The sequence below is a fragment of the Streptomyces sp. NPDC057010 genome (genome assembly GCF_042673805.1).
In the GTDB taxonomy this organism is placed as follows: Bacteria; Actinomycetota; Actinomycetes; order Streptomycetales; family Streptomycetaceae; genus Streptomyces.
On sequence record NZ_JBHUSC010000012.1, the window covers coordinates 107054 to 122991 of the forward strand.

13 protein-coding genes and 1 riboswitch are annotated in these 15938 nt (G+C 73.5%); of the genes, 6 read left to right on the plus strand and 7 right to left on the minus strand.

The features are described from left to right. The first annotated feature begins 178 nt into the window (after window positions 1–178). The 4 genes from ACFTXQ_RS14755 (at window position 179) to ACFTXQ_RS14770 (ending at window position 4429) form a co-directional block, all read left to right on the plus strand. A complete protein-coding gene (locus ACFTXQ_RS14755) occupies window positions 179–1156 on the plus strand; it encodes a hypothetical protein (RefSeq protein WP_382640397.1) in 978 nt (325 codons plus the stop codon). Next, window positions 1153–1734, plus strand: a complete 582-nt coding sequence (locus ACFTXQ_RS14760) for a toxin-antitoxin system, toxin component (RefSeq protein ID WP_382640400.1) — start codon at window positions 1153–1155, stop codon at window positions 1732–1734. Before ACFTXQ_RS14755 ends, ACFTXQ_RS14760 begins: the two co-directional genes overlap by 4 nt. 71 nt (window positions 1735–1805) lie before the next feature. Beyond that, a complete protein-coding gene (locus tag ACFTXQ_RS14765) occupies window positions 1806–3257 on the plus strand; it encodes an NAD(P)/FAD-dependent oxidoreductase (protein ID WP_382640403.1) in 1452 nt (483 codons plus the stop codon). After that, window positions 3254–4429, plus strand: a complete 1176-nt coding sequence (locus ACFTXQ_RS14770) for an MAB_1171c family putative transporter (protein WP_382640406.1) — start codon at window positions 3254–3256, stop codon at window positions 4427–4429. Before ACFTXQ_RS14765 ends, ACFTXQ_RS14770 begins: the two co-directional genes overlap by 4 nt. Window positions 4430–4504: 75 nt before the next feature. Here ACFTXQ_RS14770 and ACFTXQ_RS14775 read toward each other — a convergent pair whose 3' ends face one another. Continuing rightward, window positions 4505–5350, minus strand: a complete 846-nt coding sequence (locus ACFTXQ_RS14775; RefSeq protein WP_382640516.1) for a bifunctional 5,10-methylenetetrahydrofolate dehydrogenase/5,10-methenyltetrahydrofolate cyclohydrolase — start codon at window positions 5348–5350, stop codon at window positions 4505–4507. A 60-nt stretch (window positions 5351–5410) separates the two neighbouring features. Then, a riboswitch (ZMP/ZTP riboswitch) is annotated at window positions 5411–5513 on the minus strand. A gap of 66 nt (window positions 5514–5579) precedes the next feature. Here ACFTXQ_RS14775 and ACFTXQ_RS14780 point away from each other — a divergent pair. Further along, complete coding sequence (locus ACFTXQ_RS14780) at window positions 5580–6341, plus strand: methyltransferase domain-containing protein (protein WP_382640408.1); 762 nt, start codon at window positions 5580–5582, stop codon at window positions 6339–6341. 214 nt (window positions 6342–6555) lie between these two features. Next, entirely contained in the window at window positions 6556–8157 is a 1602-nt protein-coding gene (locus tag ACFTXQ_RS14785; RefSeq protein WP_382640410.1) for an RNA polymerase sigma factor, read from the plus strand. Between the two features lie 4 nt (window positions 8158–8161). On the opposite strand, the gene ACFTXQ_RS14790 is transcribed toward ACFTXQ_RS14785, so the two are convergent. From ACFTXQ_RS14790 to ACFTXQ_RS14815, 6 genes are all read right to left on the minus strand, one after another. Further along, window positions 8162–9973 carry a hypothetical protein gene (locus ACFTXQ_RS14790; protein ID WP_382640413.1) on the minus strand — a complete coding sequence of 604 codons (1812 nt, stop codon included), beginning with the start codon at window positions 9971–9973 and terminating at the stop codon, window positions 8162–8164. A 31-nt stretch (window positions 9974–10004) separates the two neighbouring features. Continuing rightward, a complete protein-coding gene (locus tag ACFTXQ_RS14795; protein ID WP_382640416.1) occupies window positions 10005–11066 on the minus strand; it encodes an ATP-binding protein in 1062 nt (353 codons plus the stop codon). Window positions 11067–11162: 96 nt separating this feature from the next. Beyond that, window positions 11163–11612, minus strand: coding sequence for an SRPBCC family protein (locus tag ACFTXQ_RS14800; RefSeq protein ID WP_382640419.1), 450 nt, complete (start codon window positions 11610–11612; stop codon window positions 11163–11165). A 42-nt stretch (window positions 11613–11654) separates the two neighbouring features. Further along, window positions 11655–13082 carry an amino acid permease gene (locus tag ACFTXQ_RS14805; protein ID WP_382640422.1) on the minus strand — a complete coding sequence of 476 codons (1428 nt, stop codon included), beginning with the start codon at window positions 13080–13082 and terminating at the stop codon, window positions 11655–11657. Window positions 13083–13157: 75 nt separating this feature from the next. Further along, complete coding sequence (locus ACFTXQ_RS14810) at window positions 13158–15272, minus strand: phage holin family protein (protein WP_382640425.1); 2115 nt, start codon at window positions 15270–15272, stop codon at window positions 13158–13160. Window positions 15273–15423: 151 nt separating this feature from the next. Next, window positions 15424–15828, minus strand: coding sequence for a hypothetical protein (locus ACFTXQ_RS14815; protein WP_382640427.1), 405 nt, complete (start codon window positions 15826–15828; stop codon window positions 15424–15426). Window positions 15829–15938 lie beyond the last annotated feature (110 nt).

Genomic DNA, 15938 nt, shown 5'->3' on the forward strand with positions numbered 1-15938 from the left:
TGCCGCCCGGCCGGTCGCCCGGTCGATTACCTGCGGGGTCATGCCGGGCCGTCGCAACCTTTTTTGAGCCGTACGGCAGGAAAGGTGGGGATTCCTCTGGTTCGGCGCGGGGCGGGAAGCTAGGCTTCAGCGAGCCCGCTTCCCTCGAACGTCTTGTCGACATACGGAGAATCAGCCGGTGCGAGCAGACGCCCGACCCGACCTCGCCGCGATGTGGCGTCGCGTCGGGGAGCTGTCGGAGCGGTGCGGCCGGGACCCGGCCGAGGTGCTGTCCGTGGAGCGGCTGAGCCGCCTCTCCGGGGTCGAGCCCGACCGCGTCCCCCGGGTGGTCGCGGGCACGGTGGCGGGGGTTGCGCTGGACCGGCGCGTGCACGAGCGGTTCCTGCTGCTGCGCGCCACCCGCCGCGACAAGCACGGCCGGGAGTGGCCGCTCGCCGCCATCGCCGACGACTTCGGCGCGCCCGGCGCATCCCTCGGCCCCCTCAACGCGGGCACCGGGCTGCTGCGGCTGGGTCACGCGGCGGGCGTACAGCGCTTCTTCGGGGTCTACGCCGGTTTCCTGCTGGCCGACTCCAAGAGCGCGGTGGAACGGGCCCTCGCCCAGTCGGCGGTCCGGGACCGCCGGGACGATCTGGAGCGCCTCTCGTACCGCACCGGCATGACCCCGCAGGCGATCCGGCTCACCCTCGACGGCAGACCGCCCCGGCTGCCGCTGAAGGAGCAGGTGCACCAGCGGTTCGAGCAGCTTCGCCGCACCCGGTTACGGGAGGACGGGCAGCCCCATTCGCTGGCGGCCATCGCCGGCTCCTTCGACGCCTCGGGGCAGTCGCTGACCCGGCTCGCCCGGGGAGAGGGACTGCCCAACCTCGCGGCGGCCGCCGGGATACAGCGGTTCTACGGGGTAGAGGGCGGCTTCCTGCTGGCCGACGACACCGAGGCGCTGGCCACCGCCCTCACCGGGATCGAGCGGGAGCTGGAGTCCGCGGAGCGGGCGGAGGAGAACCCGATGCTGGCCGTGATGCGGGCGCACGACGTCCGCAGCATCGTGACGCGCGCCGGCCGGCTCTCCCCGCGGGGCTGGAAGTCGCTCGCCGACCACCTGGACGACCTGCTGGCGCGGGAAGGGCAGCTCGGCCGCGAGGGGGACGCGCCGTGAGGACCACCCGGGCGATGCGCAGGCTCGCCGGCGACCTGCTCGCGGACGCGGGCCTGAGGCCGCCCTCCGACGTCGCGGCGATCATCGGCGGTGTGTGCGCGGCGTACGGCCGGCGGCGCGGCGGGGACCGGAACGTGGACTTTCATTTCGCCGCCTTCCCTCCGGGCACGGCCAGCGGACTGTGGCTGGAGATGGCCGAGCGCGATCTGCTCGTCATCGAGGAACGCACCCGGCCGGAGCATCAACTCGTCATCGCCTGCCATGAGTTGTGGCACGTGGACGAGGGCACGTGCCACAGTGGCGGACCGGGCATGGCAGTGGCCGCGCGGCTGACGGGACACCGCGGCAGCCTCGCCGGGCTGCTGCACTGCGAAACCGGGCTGAGCACCGTGATCCGGCAGGCCGCCGCCCGCGCCGACCGCGAGGACCCGGCGGAGATCAGGGCCGAGATCTTCGGCCTGCACCTCGGCAAACTCCTCAAGCCGTACCTGCCGCCACCCAGGGCAGAGCACTTCCCCGAGGCGATCGAGCGCATCAACACCTCGCTCGGCTGGGGGCGTCCCGCGTCACCCCGGTGACCGCCGCCCAGCCGGCCGCCGCACCCTTCGCGCCGATGCCTCCGCACGGCCCTGACAGAGAGCACGACACGATGACCCAGTCTTCCCCGCCCCGCCGCCACGCCGTCGTCATCGGCGGCAGCATGTCCGGGCTCCTCGCCGCGGCCGTGCTGGCCGAGCACGCGACGGTCACCGTCATCGACGCGGACACCCTCCCCGAAGGCCCGGAGCCGCGCCGCGGGCTCCCCCAGGCGCGCCACGTCCACGTCATGTGGTCCGGCGGGGCGCGCGCCATCGCGGAGATCCTGCCCGGCATCACCGGGGAGTGGACGGCGGCGGGCGCCATCCGCCGCAGCCTGCCCGCCGACCTCGTCACCAAGACCGCCCAGGGCTGGATCCCGCGCTTCGGGGAGAAGCAGTTCAACGTCTCCTGCAGCCGCGACCTCCTCGACTCGGTGGTCCGCGCCCGGGTGACCGGCCTGCCGGGGGTCACCACCCTCCAGCGGAGCCGGGTCCGGGGCCTGGAGGGCACGGCCGCCCGGATCACCGGGGTCCGCGTGGACACCCCGGAGGAAGAGGGCAGGCTCCTGTCCGCCGACCTCGTGGTGGACGCGAGCGGGCGCGGCTCGCGCGCCCGCGCCTGGCTGGAGGCGCTCGGCGTCGGCGGGATACGGCAGGCCGAGGTCGACTCCGGGCTGGTCTACGCGACCCGGATCTTCGAGGCGCCCGCCGGAGCCCACGAGATGGGTTTCCCCATCGTCAACGTGCAGTCCGACCCCCGCGTGCCCGTTCCCGGCCGGACGGCCACCATCGTGCCCATCGAGAACGGCCGGTGGCAGGCCACCCTGTCCGGCACCCGGGGCGGCCAGCCCACCGCCGACCCCGACGCGTTCATCCCGTTCGCCAAGAGCATCCGCGACCCGATCGTCGGCGAACTCCTCGAAGGCAGGAAGCCCCTCACCGACGTCGCCGTCACCCAGGGCACCGCCAACCGCCGGGTCTACTTCGAGAAGGCGCAGCTCCCCGACGGCTTCTTCGCCGTCGGCGACTCGGTCGCCACCTTCAACCCGCTCTACGGGCAGGGCATGACCGTCGCCGCGCAGGGGCTGCTCGCCGTACGCGCCCTGCTCCGCGCCAAGGGACCGGCCCACCCGTCGTTCGGCCGCGAGGCCCAGCGCGCGCTCGCCCCGCAGGTGGCCACCGCCTGGGAGCTCGCCACCTCGCAGGACATCCTCTACCCGGGTGCCACCGGCATGCGGCCGCGGACCGGTGCCGGGCTGCTCAACGCGTACGTGAGCAGGCTGATGACGGGGGCCACGACCCGCGAGGCCCTCACGGCCGCCTTCCTCCAGGTCATCACCATGAGCAGCGCACCGACGTACTGGGTGCGCCCCTCGGTGGTCTGGCACGTGCTGCGCGCCTCCGACCGGGGCGCGCCGAAGGCGCCGCCCCTCACGGCGGCCGAGCGGGCGATCGCCGGACTGGACGCGTCGGATCCGGCCGGACGGACGGGCCCGGCCGATCCCGTCGGCCGGGTGCGATGACGGACGGCCTCATCCTCTACGGGCCGGGGGCGCTGATGCTCCTGACCCTGCTGGTCAAGGCGCCCGCCCTGCGCAGGGGCTGGGACCAGCCGCTGATGCGGGCCGTGTGCGCGCTGCTCGCCGTCGCCTGCCTCACCGTCTTCCTGGCGGCCCCGCCCTCGATCGCGGCGGTCAACCGCCTCACCGGTGTCGTCAATTTCGCGGCGCCGCTGGTGTTCTGCGCGATCACCGCGTTCTCCGCGACGTGCGTCCTCCTGGTCGTGCACTGGGCGGGCGGGCCGCCGGCCGCAGTGCGGCGGGCCGCCCGGCTGACGCTGACCGGGTTCGGTGCCGTCTCGCTGGCGATCGTCACCCTCTTCGTGATCGGTGACGCACCGGTGGAGCGGCTGCGGGACCTGGACACGTACTACGCCAATACGCCCTGGATCCGCGAGATGATCGTCTGCTACCTGCTGGCGCACACCGTGGGCACCTCGGCGCTGACCGTGCTGACCGGGATGTGGCTGCGGCGCGCCGACCCCTCGCTGCGGGCGCTGCGGACCGGGCTGGCCCTGATCGTGCTGGGCGGGCTGCTGGACCTGGGCTACGTCGTCGTGAAGTGGACCGCGCTGGGCGCCCGCTGGACGGGCCGCGACTGGGACACCCTCTCCACGGACGCGGCGCCTCCGCTGGCCGCGGCGGCGGCGCTGCTCGTGGCCTCGGGGTTCATCGCCCCCATGGTGGGCGGGTCGGCGACCTGGCGGGACTTCGGCCAGTACCGGCGTCTGCACCCGCTGTGGAAGGCGCTGCGGGGCTTCGCCGCGTCGAGCGTACGGACCGTGCCGCTGGCGTGGTGGTCGCCGGTGGGGGTCCGGCTGATCCACCGCGAGTCGGTCATCGACGACGGGATCCTGGCGCTGGCCGGCTGGTTCGACCCGGAGGTGCGGCGCACGGCGTACGAGGCCGCCCGCGGCGAGGGCCTGTGCGAGGCCCGGGCGGAGGTGGTGGCGGACGCCGCGGTGCTGGCCGCGGCCTGCGGGCGCCGGGCGGCTGCCGGACCGGGACACCCGGACCCGTACCGCATGGGCTGCCGGTCGCTGGGCGCGCTGGCCCGCGAGTTCCGCCGCTCGCCGATCGTGGCGACCGCCCGCCGGTCCGCCGCCGCGGAGGCGGGCCGGGCCGTCCCGTCCTGAGCCCGCCCGGCCCACCGCCCCGGGCCGAAGGGGCCCGGGGCGTCGGTCGTACGGGTGTGCGTGCGGCGGGGTGGGTCAGAGGTCCGCGAGGTCCAGCCCGGCCTGCGCGGCGGCGGCCTGCACGGTCTGCTCCAGCAGGACCGCGATGGTCATCGGGCCGACACCGCCCGGTACGGGCGTGATCAGCGAGGCGCGGGCGGCGGCCGACTCGAAGTGGACGTCGCCGACGTTGCCCTCGTTGTAGCCGGCGTCCAGGACCACGGCGCCCGGCTTGATGTCCTCGCCCCGGATGAACTCGGCCTTGCCGACGGCGGCGACCAGCACGTCCGCCTGGCGCACGATCGAGGGGAGGTCCTGCGTACGGGAGTGGCAGTAGGTGACGGTGGCGTTCTGCTCCAGCAGCAGCATGCCGGCCGGCTTGCCCAGGATCGCGCTGCGGCCGACGACCACGGCGTGCTTGCCGGTCAGGTCCACGTCGTACTCCTCCAGCAGGCGCATGATGCCGCCGGGGGTGCAGGAGACGAAGCCCGGCAGGCCGAAGCCCATGGCGGCGAAGGAGTGCATGGTGACCCCGTCGACGTCCTTGCCGGGGGCGATGGCCTCGAAGGCGGCGCGCTCGTCGATGTGGTGCGGGACGGGGTGCTGGAGCAGGATGCCGCTGATCTCCGGGTCCTCGGAGAGCGCCGTGAGGGCGGCCACCAGTTCCTCGGTGGTGGTCTCGGCGGGGAGCTCCACGTGGCGGGAGGTGATGCCGGCCTTGGCGCAACGGTTCTGCTTCATGCGTACGTACGTGACGGACGCGGGGTCCTCGCCGACCAGCACGGTCGCGAGGCAGGGCGCGGTGCCGGTGCGCTCGGTGATCTTCGCCGCGTGGGCGGCGGTCTGCTCCGAGATGCGGCGGGCGAGGGCGGTGCCGTCCATGAGCTGGGCGGAGGCAGTCTGGGCAGTCGTCACGGAATCTCCTGAACGTCGCTGCGGATCGCGGTTCGCCCAGGCGCGCGGCAGTCGACGTACCGGAGGTGCGCGGGTACGCCGGGCCGCTCCCCGGTGGTGATCCACCCGAACGCCAGTCACGGCCCGGCGTCCACTGTAGTCGACGCGGTCGGCTTATCCGGTGGATGACCGGAGCCCGGCCTGGGACGATCCAGGTATGACGCGTACTTTCGACCACCTCGTAGCCGAGGCCGAATCCGTGTCCGTGGACGGCTGGGACTTCTCCTGGCTCGACGGCCGGGCGACCGAGCAGCGCCCCTCCTGGGGCTATCAGGGCCTGCTCCGTGATCGCCTGGCCACGGTCCGTTCCGCCCTCGACATCCAGACCGGCGGCGGCGAGGTCCTCGCCGGGGCCGGCCCCCTGCCCCCGCTGACGGCGGCCACCGAGTCCTGGCCGCCCAACATCGACAAGGCGACCCGGCTGCTGCACCCGCTCGGCGCGGTGGTGGTCGCGGACTCCGACGAGCCGCCGCTGCCCTTCGGGGACGAGGCCTTCGAGCTGGTCGCCAGCCGGCATCCGGTGACCATCTGGTGGGACGAGATCGCCCGGGTGCTGACCCCGGGGGGCACCTACCTGTCCCAGCAGGTCGGCCCGGCGAGCGTCTTCGAGCTCGTCGAGTACTTCCTCGGCCCCCAGCCGGAGGAGGTCCGGCGCGGCCGGCACCCCGACGACGCGGTCGCCGACGCCACCAAGGCCGGCCTCGAAGTCGTCGATCTGCGGTCCGAGCGGCTGCGTACGGAGTTCCACGACATCGGAGCCGTGATCTACTTTCTCCGGAAGGTGATCTGGATGGTGCCCGGCTTCACGGTCGGGCAGTACCGGGACCGGTTGCGCGAGCTGCACGAACGCATCGAACGCGAAGGCCCGTTCGTCGCACACACCGCCCGCTTCCTCATCGAAGCCCGCAAAACGGGCTGACGGGGAGGCGGACGGATCCGGCCCGGATCGGGTTGCGCGGCCACAGCGTGGCGCAGGTCACTCAATTCAGCGCGTAACGAATCGACTCGGGCATGCGATGAACCGACAGGTGTCCTCGCGCGGCCCGGAATACAGACCCCCCTCGGGTCTGTTTCCCGAGTTCGCGCGATGATGTCCCGCCCACCCCTTATCTGTTCGCAACGAGAGGCTCCTTGTGTCGCTCAGCCCGTCCCGTACGTTCCCTCCGGAGATCGCCGAATCCGAGGCCCTCGTCGCGCTCGTCGAGCGCGGCCGCGAGCAGGGTCACATCAACGGTGACGACGTGCGCCAGGCCTTCGAGGCCGGCCGCATCCCGGTGGACCAGTGGAAGCGGGTCCTGCGCAGCCTGAACCAGGTCCTGGACGAGGAGGGTGTCGCCCTCCACGTCAGCGCCGCTCCCGCCACGAAGGCTGCCGCCAAGAAGCCCCGCAAGGCGGCCGCCGCCCCCGCCCGCACCGTGGCCAAGAAGGCCGCCGCCGCGCCGCGCCCCATCGGTGCGCGCAAGACGGCCGCCACGGCCGTGACGACGACCACGACCACGGCCACCGCTGCGGCGATATCCGCACCGCAGGCCGGCGCCGTCGAGGACGAGGCGACGGCCGAGGCCGCCGCCGAGCCGAAGAAGCGCACGGTCAAGAAGACCGCCACCGCGAAGAAGACCGCCACGAAGAAGACGGCGGCGAAGAAGACCACCGCCAAGGACGCCGACGACGCCGAGGCCCCCGTGGCCGAGGGCGAGGACTGGGCTGCCGAGGACCTCGTCGACGAGGCCGAGGAGGAGACCCCCAAGGCCGGCGGCACGCAGGGCTTCGTCCTGTCCGACGACGACGAGGACGACGCGCCGGCGCAGACGGTCATGGTGGCCGGCGCCACCGCCGACCCCGTCAAGGACTACCTGAAGCTGATCGGCAAGGTGCCGCTCCTCAACGCCGAGCAGGAGGTCGAGCTCGCCAAGCGCATCGAGGCGGGCCTGTTCTCCGAGTACAAGCTCGAAGAGGAGGAGGACCACAAGCCCGCGTTCAAGCGCGAGCTGGAGATCCTCGTCGAGGACGGCCGCCGGGCGAAGAACCACCTGCTGGAGGCCAACCTCCGCCTCGTGGTCTCCCTCGCCAAGCGCTACACCGGCCGCGGCATGCTCTTCCTGGACCTGATCCAGGAGGGCAACGTCGGTCTGATCCGCGCCGTGGAGAAGTTCGACTACACCAAGGGCTTCAAGTTCTCCACGTACGCGACGTGGTGGATCCGGCAGGCGATCACGCGCGCCATGGCCGACCAGTCGCGCACGATCCGCATCCCCGTCCACATGGTCGAGATCATCAACAAGCTCGCCCGCGTGCAGCGCCAGATGCTCCAGGACCTCGGCCGGGAGCCCACTCCGGAGGAGCTGGGCAAGGAGCTCGACATGACCCCGGAGAAGGTCATCGAGGTCCAGAAGTACGGCCGCGAGCCGATCTCCCTGCACACCCCCCTGGGTGAGGAGGGCGACAGCGAGTTCGGTGACCTCATCGAGGACTCCGAGGCCGTCGTGCCCGCGGACGCGGTCTCCTTCACCTTCCTCCAGGAGCAGCTCCAGTCCATCCTGGGCACGCTCTCCGAGCGCGAGGCGGGCGTGGTCTCCATGCGCTACGGCCTCAACGACGGCCAGCCGAAGACCCTGGACGAGATCGGCCGCGTGTACGGGGTCACCCGCGAGCGCATCCGCCAGATCGAGTCCAAGACCATGTCGAAGCTGCGCCACCCGTCGCGTTCCCAGGTCCTGCGCGACTACCTCGACTAAGAGCTCAGGCCAGGCGGAAGACCGGCCCCCGGGGTGTGAACGGCAGGGAGGCACCCTGCGGAATCAGGAAGGCGTGCTCGCGCCGGATCCGCAGGGTGTCGCACCACCCGTCCGTGATCACCAGCACCGGGGCTCCGGGCGGGAAGTCCTCCGCCCGCTGGAGCAGGTCGATGCCCGGCTGCAGCTCGGTGCCGCCCCGGCCCCGCACCTTCACCCGGCCGGCGATCTCGGTCGGCGGCAGATAGCCCGCGTCGTACGGCGCCGCGTCGCAGAACACGACGCGGGCGGCCGGTACGTCGCGGGCTTCCGCGTACGAGGCGATGGCGCCCAGCGCCTTGCCGAGCAGGGCGGAGTCCATCGATCCGGAGGTGTCGAGCACCACCCCGAAGGTGCAGCGGGCGACCTCCTCGGGCGGGTGGTACCGGCCCGCGCGCGGGATGTCGGGGGTGGAGGCCTGGCGGCGTGCGGGGCGCGCGAAGGACCGTACGGGCTCGGGGCGCGGTACGTACTCGTCGAACCAGCGGGCGAGGCGGGCGTCCCAGGGCACGGGAGGGTGGGCCAGGGCCCGGATCTCCTCGACCAGTCCGGCGGGCAGCAGCCCTCTGTCCCCGCCCGCGTGCAGGTCGAAGCCCTGGAGCAGACCGCGCCGGTAGAACTCGTCCAGATCCGCGTACGGGCGCCCCGCGCCGTGTGCGAGCGGCTCGCCCAGGATGTCGCCCGCGCCCTTGCCGCGCAGGGTGGCGAGGCGGCGCATCCGGCGCAGGTCGGTGGCGATGCGGTCGTAGACCTCCTCGACGGAGAGCCCCATGAGCGCCGGGTCGTACAGCAGTCCCCCGGGCATGCTGCCGACCCCCATCTCCACGAGCCAGCCGTTGACCACGTAGTCCGCGGCGACGTTGTGCAGGTACGGGTCGCGGCCGCCGCGGCGCTCGCCGTGGCGCAGGGCGGCGTGCAGCATCTCGTGGGCGAGGATGAACCGCCACTCCTCGTCCTCGAAGGTGCGCAGCGGGTTGATGTAGATCTCCCCGGCGGTGGCGCTGACGGCGGCGATGGAGATGGCCTGGGCGCGGGCCAGCTCGGCGTCGGCGACGAGGGTCAGACCCGCGGCCAGCCCGCCGAGCAGCGGGTAGGAGGAGACGAACCAGCTCAGCGCCCGGTCCCAGGGGCGCTGCGCCACGCGCTCGCCGGTGATCCGGTCGCGGCGGCCGCCCGCCACGTCCATGGCGGCGGAGACGCTGCGGGTGAGGGCGGCGGCGAAGGCCGTCTCCCAGTCGGGGACCCGGTGGATGCGCGAGCGGTTCCACTTCAGCAGCCACTGGTCGGACTCCCGGCCTGCCGTGCCGCAGAGGTCGAGGGCGGGCGGGATGCCGTCGCGGCGCCAGCGGGCGGCGAGCTGCTCCTCGTCCCCTCCGGGGTACTCGGCGGGGAGGTGGTCGGGGGCCCGGCCGGCCGGGAAGGTCAGCAGGAAGCGGTTGACGACGGTGCAGCGCGCGGCCCGGTCGTAGGGGTCGGGCTGGGTGCGGTCGTCGTCCTCGGCGGCCGGGACGTGGCCGAAGCCGAGGTGCAGGAGGCAGTGGGCGAGTGCCCAGGCCCACTCGGCGGGCTCGGCCCGGCGGGTGGGGTGGGCGTGGACGTGGCCGTTGGAGTCGACGGCGGCCAGGCCTTCGGTCGGGCACAGCCGGCAGTTCGGGCGGCGGCAGAACTCGACCTCCAGGGCAGCGAAGGCCGGGTTCCGCTTGACCAGGGCAAGCCCTTCGGCGAAGGCCTCGGTGGCGGGATCGGGCTTGGCTTCCTTGCCACGCGCCCCCCGGCTCACGCGCCGACCCCCGCGCGGCAGCACAGGCGGTTCATCGGCGGGCCTCGACCAGGCGCGGCATGTCCCGGGCAGCCTCCACGAGGAACCAGCCGGGCAGCACGGGCAGGCCGTCGGCGTCGTCGGCGATGACGGTCTGGGCCACCTCGACGGAGATCTCGGCGAGCTGCACGAGCAGCGATTTGAAGCGGTACGCGGACTGCCGCATCGCGGGCGAGACGTGTTCCTTCTGCGCCGGGAGCTCCTTGAGCAGGCGGCCGCGGAAGGCCTCGGCGAGGTAGTACAGCAGGTCCCGGTCCTCCGGGCGGGGCGGCCAGTTCGCGTCGCCCTTCATGATCGCCTCGATGCCGAAGGTGTGCCGGACGATCTTGGCGTAGCCGCAGAAGGAGACGGCGTGCGCGGGGGTGAGGGTGCCGTGCGCGATCACCTTGAGGGTCTGCTCGTCCAGGTCGGGCCCGAAGGAGTGCAGGGCGTCGGAGAGCATGTGCCAGGAGCGCGGGGTGGAGAACGCCTCCTCGGTCTTGGGCGGCTGCGACCAGAGGTGGTCGGGGCGGTCGGTGAGGTAGTCGGTGATCCAGGGGTGGATGCCGTGTTCGCCGGCCCAGACCAGCCAGTCCTCGGCGGACGCCTGGAGGTGGACGTGGGTCAGCCGGTTCACGAGGGCCGAGGCGATGGGCCGGGCCAGCGCGTTGTCCGTGGCCCGGTTGCCGGCGCCGATCACGATGGAGCCGGCGGGCAGCTCGTAGGAGCCGATGCGCCGGTCCAGGATCAGGGAGTAGAAGGCCTTCTGGACGTCCGGGCTCGCGGCGTTGAGCTCGTCGAGGAAGAGGCAGTACGGCTCGTCGCGGGCGATGGCCTCGGGCGGGCAGAAGACGGAGCGGCCGTCACGGATCTGCGGGACGCCGATCAGGTCCTCGGGGGCGAGCTGCGTACCGAGGAGGCTCACGCACTCCAGGCCGAGCGAGTCGGCGAACTTCCGGACGAGCGAGGACTTGCCGATGCCGGGCGCCCCCCACAGGAACACGGGCCGCACGGTGGCGAGTCCGAGGAGCAGTTCGGGGATCCGGGCGGGGGTGACGGTGACGGCAGCCTGCACGAGCGTGGATGTCCTCGGGAGTTCGGGTACGTGGTGCGCCCAGTGTGGGCGCACCACCGGTTCGAGGCATCCGGTTTTCCCCGGGCCCGCCGCCCGTCAGCCCGCGGAGTGCTCCAGCAGGTGCTTCAGTTTCTCCTCGCTGCGGGGCATCTCCTTGCGGAGCATGGGCTTGACCGCGAGGGGGACGAGGGCCCTGCCCAGGCCGTGGCCCTCGAAGTCGACGGACAGGGTGACGCGGGAGCGGGTGCCGTTGTCGAGGGGTTCGATCCTGCCCCGTACGTCCGGCCGGACCGGGCCGTCGACGCCCTGGACGTGCCAGCTGCGCGGCGCGTCGAGTTCCGTGTACTCCACGGTGGTGGGGATGCGCCGCTTGCCGACCTGCCGGGTGACGAGGACCCGCGAGCCGACGTGGACGGGGAGGTCGCCCATGGGAACGGCGGACACGGCGCTGTCCTGCCACTCGGGCAGGTGCGTGGGGTCCGTCACGTAGGCGTAGACGTCCTCGGGGCGGCGGTCGATGTCGATGGTGTTGCTGATCGCGGACATGGCGACCCCTTAGAGCCCCCCTGGCTGGCGTCTCCTTCCAAATTACCCCGCGGGTGAAACGGTCGCGCGCTGCCTGCGGGCGGCCATCACGGCGTACACGAGGACGCCCGCGAAGAGGAACAGCACGCCCTGGTAGACGGCCGCGTAGCCGGAGCCGGCGACCAGCCACATCGAGAAGGCGAAGGCCAGGCAGGCGAGGGCGGCGTCGCGGACGAGGCGGGCGCGGTGGACCCGCTCCGCCCGGCCCGAGAGCAGGAAGTAGATCTGCGCGGCGGTGGAGAGCAGGTAGGGGACGGTCGCCGTGAAGGTGGTGACCAGGACCAGGATCTCGAAGACGCCCGCCGAGCCGGCGCCCTTGCCGGGAAACGCGCTGTTGTAGACGGTCAGCGCCGAGGCGAGCAGGACGGTGACGATGACGCCGGCCACCGGGACGCCGCGCTTCTTCGTCTCGAAGGCCTTCGGGAAGAGTCCGTCCTTGGCGGCCGCGTACGGGGTCTGCGCGCTGAGCAGGGTCCAGCCGTTGAGGGCGCCGACCATCGAGACCACGGCGGCGCAGGCGACCAGCGTGCCGCCCCAGCTTCCGCCGAACATCGCGTTGACGGCGTCGGTGAAGGGGGCCTCGGAGGAGACCAGCTTCTCGTGGGCGACCAGGCCGAAGACGGAGAGGGTGCCGAGCAGGTAGACGGTGGCGGCGCCGACGGTGCCCAGGATGGTGGCCCGGCCGACGTTGCGGGCGGGGTCGCGGACCTCGCCGGCGCTGACGGCGGCGGATTCGACGCCCAGGTAGCTGAAGAGCAGGATCGCGGCGGAGGCGGAGACGGCGCCGACCGCGCTCTGGTCGGTGGCGCGGAAGGGCCCGAGGTTGGCCGGGTCGAAGAAGAAGAGCCCGCCGACGGCCACGAGCAGCAGCGGGGCGAACTTCAGGACGGTGGAGACGAGTTGGACGGCGCCGACGTAGCGGGTGCCGGCCAGGTTGGCGAGCGCCGGGAGCCACTGCACGGCGAGGGCGGCCAGGCACGTGGACCACGTGTGGGCGCCGATGGCCGGAAAGAGCACGGAGAGGTAGCCGACGGCCGCCACGGCCAGGGCGGCGTTGGAGACCCAGGTCGTGATCCAGTAGCTCCAGGCGGCGAGGAATCCGGCGAAGTCGCCGAAGGCGGCGCGGGCGTAGACGTACGGGCCGCCGGTCTGCGGGTGCCGTCGGGCGAGGCGGCCGAAGACGAGGGCGAGGGCGACCGCGCCGAGGGTGAGCACGGCGAAGGCGACGAGGCTGATCGTGCCGTAGGGGGCCACCGCGGCGGGGAGCAGGAAGATCCCGCCGCCGATGATGTTGCCCATGACCAGGCAGGTGGCGATCGGCAGGCCGAACCGCCGGTCGCGCTGCGGGGCGGCTCCGCCGGGTGCGGTGGGCGCGCCGGTCGCGGGGGTCCGGCTGCCGGTCGCGAGGGGCGGGGCTTCGGTGCTGGTCATCGGTGGTGCGCCTCGGGTCGTCTCACATGGTGGGCAGGTCAACCCATGGTTGACCACCGCGAAGTCCGCACCAAATCAACGGGTTTCGTCCCGTACGGATCCCCTCACGGAAGGAAGGCTTCCGCCATGCGCCCGCTCCGGCCGGGGATTCTCCTGCGGCCGTGGCTGCGGGCCCACCGGAACCTGGGGGCCGTCCGCCTCCCGCAGCCAGCGCCGCAGTACGCCGTGCACCGCCTCTGCGCCCACCAGCCGTTCGCCCGGCTCCGACAGCTCCGTCGGCCACATCAGGAACGGGTGCCCCTGCTCCCCGCCCAGCCCGCCGTGCGAGCCGATCTGCTCCTCGAAGGCGTGCACGGAGCCGGTCGCCGGGTCGTACGCCGAGTTCACCATGACGTCGGCCACGTGCGGGAAGCCGTCGGTCCGCCGGACCGCCCCGGCCGCGCCGGGCCCGAACGGAGCCAGCAGTTCCTCCGCCTCCCCGGGGACGTCGAGGCGGGCCTGCGCCCCGCCCGGGCCCAGCACCACCCCGTCGACCAGCAGGAAGCCCACGCCCGGGTGGTTGGCCAGGGTCGCCAGCAGGGCCGGGTGCGTGCGGTCGATCCACTCGCGCGAGGCCCGGCCGGGAACGTCCGGGAAGGAGACCAGCCCGAGGTTTCCCGAGGCCAGCACCACCGGGTCGGACCCGGGCCGCGGGTGGGCCTCCTCGTCCTCCTCCACCGGCCGGTGGAGCGCCGCCAGGACGGCGGTCCGCGCCTCGGCGCCGCTGCGCGTGCGGCCGGCCCGGCGCGGGACCGGCAGCCCGCAGCCCGCCCGGACCAGGTCCTTCAGCGTCAGCCCGTACCGGGCGAGGAAGGTCTCGCCCGGGCTCTGGCCGTGGTCGGAGAGCAGCACGATCCGGTAGTCGCGCGGCGCGTGGTCGGCGACCCTGGCGATCAGGGCGAGGCTCCGGTCCAGGCGGGCCAGCACCTGGTCGGTGTCCCGGCCGCGCGGGCCGGAGTGGTGGGCCACCTCGTCGTAGGCGACGAGGTCGGCGTAGACCGCGGCGCGGCCGGCCAGCATGTCCCCGATCACCGCCGCGACGACCACGTCCCGTTCCACGACGGTAGCGAAGGCGCGGATCAGCGGGTACAGCCCGCCGCGGGCCACGCGCGGCCGGTCCCCGCGGATCCGCGCGCGCAGCGACTGGCCGATCTCCCGGCCGGCCTCGGCGACGAAGGACAGGGCGGTGCGGACGGCGTTGGCCGGATCGGAGAAGTACGCGAAGTAGCCCGCGCGGGAGCGGTTCGCCCGGCCCCGGCGGGCGGAGACCGACAGGACGAGGGCCAGCTGGTCCGCGCCCCCGCTGAACAGGTTGCCCCGGCTGGCCCCGTCGAGGGTGAGCAGCCCGCCGTCCCCGGTGCGCGCGATGGCGCGCCGCTGGAGTTCGGCGGCGCTGGTGGGCCGGTTGCAGACCATCACCTCGCCGGTGTCCTTCTCGTACCAGCGGAAGGCGGGCACGTCGAAGGTGGAACCGTGGAGGATGCCGAGCTGGCTGGCGCCGGTCTGGCTCGACCAGTCGGTGTACCAGGCGGTGAGGCGGTGGCTGCGGTCCAGCCAGCCGGCGGCGGTCGGCATCAGGCCGCCGGCGCAGGCGTGGCGCAGCACCTCGTGGCCGACCCCGTCGAGCTGGATGAAGACCAGCCCGGGCGCTGCCTCGCCGGCGCCGGGCGCCCCGGCCCGCAGCCGGCGTCGGCGCCGCCGGTCGGCGAGCCGGTAGAGGCGCCGCCGGTAGGCGTCGTCGTCGCGGACCGCGAGCGCGGTGGAGGTCGCCGAGGCCACGGCGGACATCACGGCGGCCACGACCACGGCGGTCTCGGGGGCCACCTGGCCGCCGCCGGAGGGGATCAGGTCGAGGGCCATGAGCAGCAGCGAGCCGTTGAGGAAGAAGACGAGCAGTCCGAGCACGAGCGCGGGCACGAGCAGCAGGGCCCGTACGAGCAGGGGCCAGACCAGCGCGCTCAGCAGGCCGAAGGCTCCGGCGCCCCAGGCGGCGGTGAGGCCGATCCGGGTGATGCTGTCGCCGTCGCCGGACTGGAGCCGGAAGTCCGGCAGGATGCCGGCCAGCGCGAGCATGGTCAGCGTCGACGCCGCCCAGACGAGGACCACGCGTATGAGGGCGCCGCCCGCGGTCCGCCACCGTCCTCGCAACACGCCGCACCCGCCTCACCGATCCGGCCCACGACGCGCCCGCGAGCCCCCGTCCCGCCTCCCAGGCTCGCACAGCCGGGGCGGTGGGGCGGGGCGACACGGGTGGCGCACGGGCGCGCGGCCGGGGGCGGAAAGCAGGCGTCGGCGCTGAGCGTCAGGTGCCGTCGTAGCCGGCGGTCGGCATGGACAGCCGGCGGTGCACCTCGGCCTTCATCGCGGGGGTGTAGCGGGGCTCCTCGTGCCCGGCGGTCTCCAGCCGTACGCCGCGCCGCTCGCACTCGGCGGTGAACTCCTCTACGGAGCGCAGCGCGCGGGCCAGCACCCGGTGGTTGGCGGCGACGAACAGGTCGACCTGCCCTGCGTCGATGTCGGACCACAGCCCGCAGTGGTCGGGGCGCAGCCCGTAGACGAGCAGGTGGCGCGTCACGACGTAGCCGCGGTCGGCGGCCCAGCGCGCGCACATGGCGTGCTGGCTGCGGGTGTCCACGGCGAAGGGGTCGGCATCGAGGTCTTCGAGCGGGGCCAGGCTGGCGATCGCGGCCACGCGCAGCTCTTCCATGCCGCCCGACCCTACTCCGATCCGCCGCCGGGGAGGAGGGGGCGGTGGGCACCGGTTCCGGGCGGCTGGGCGGGGCAGGATCTAGGCTCGTGGCGAGGCGTGTGGAGGGA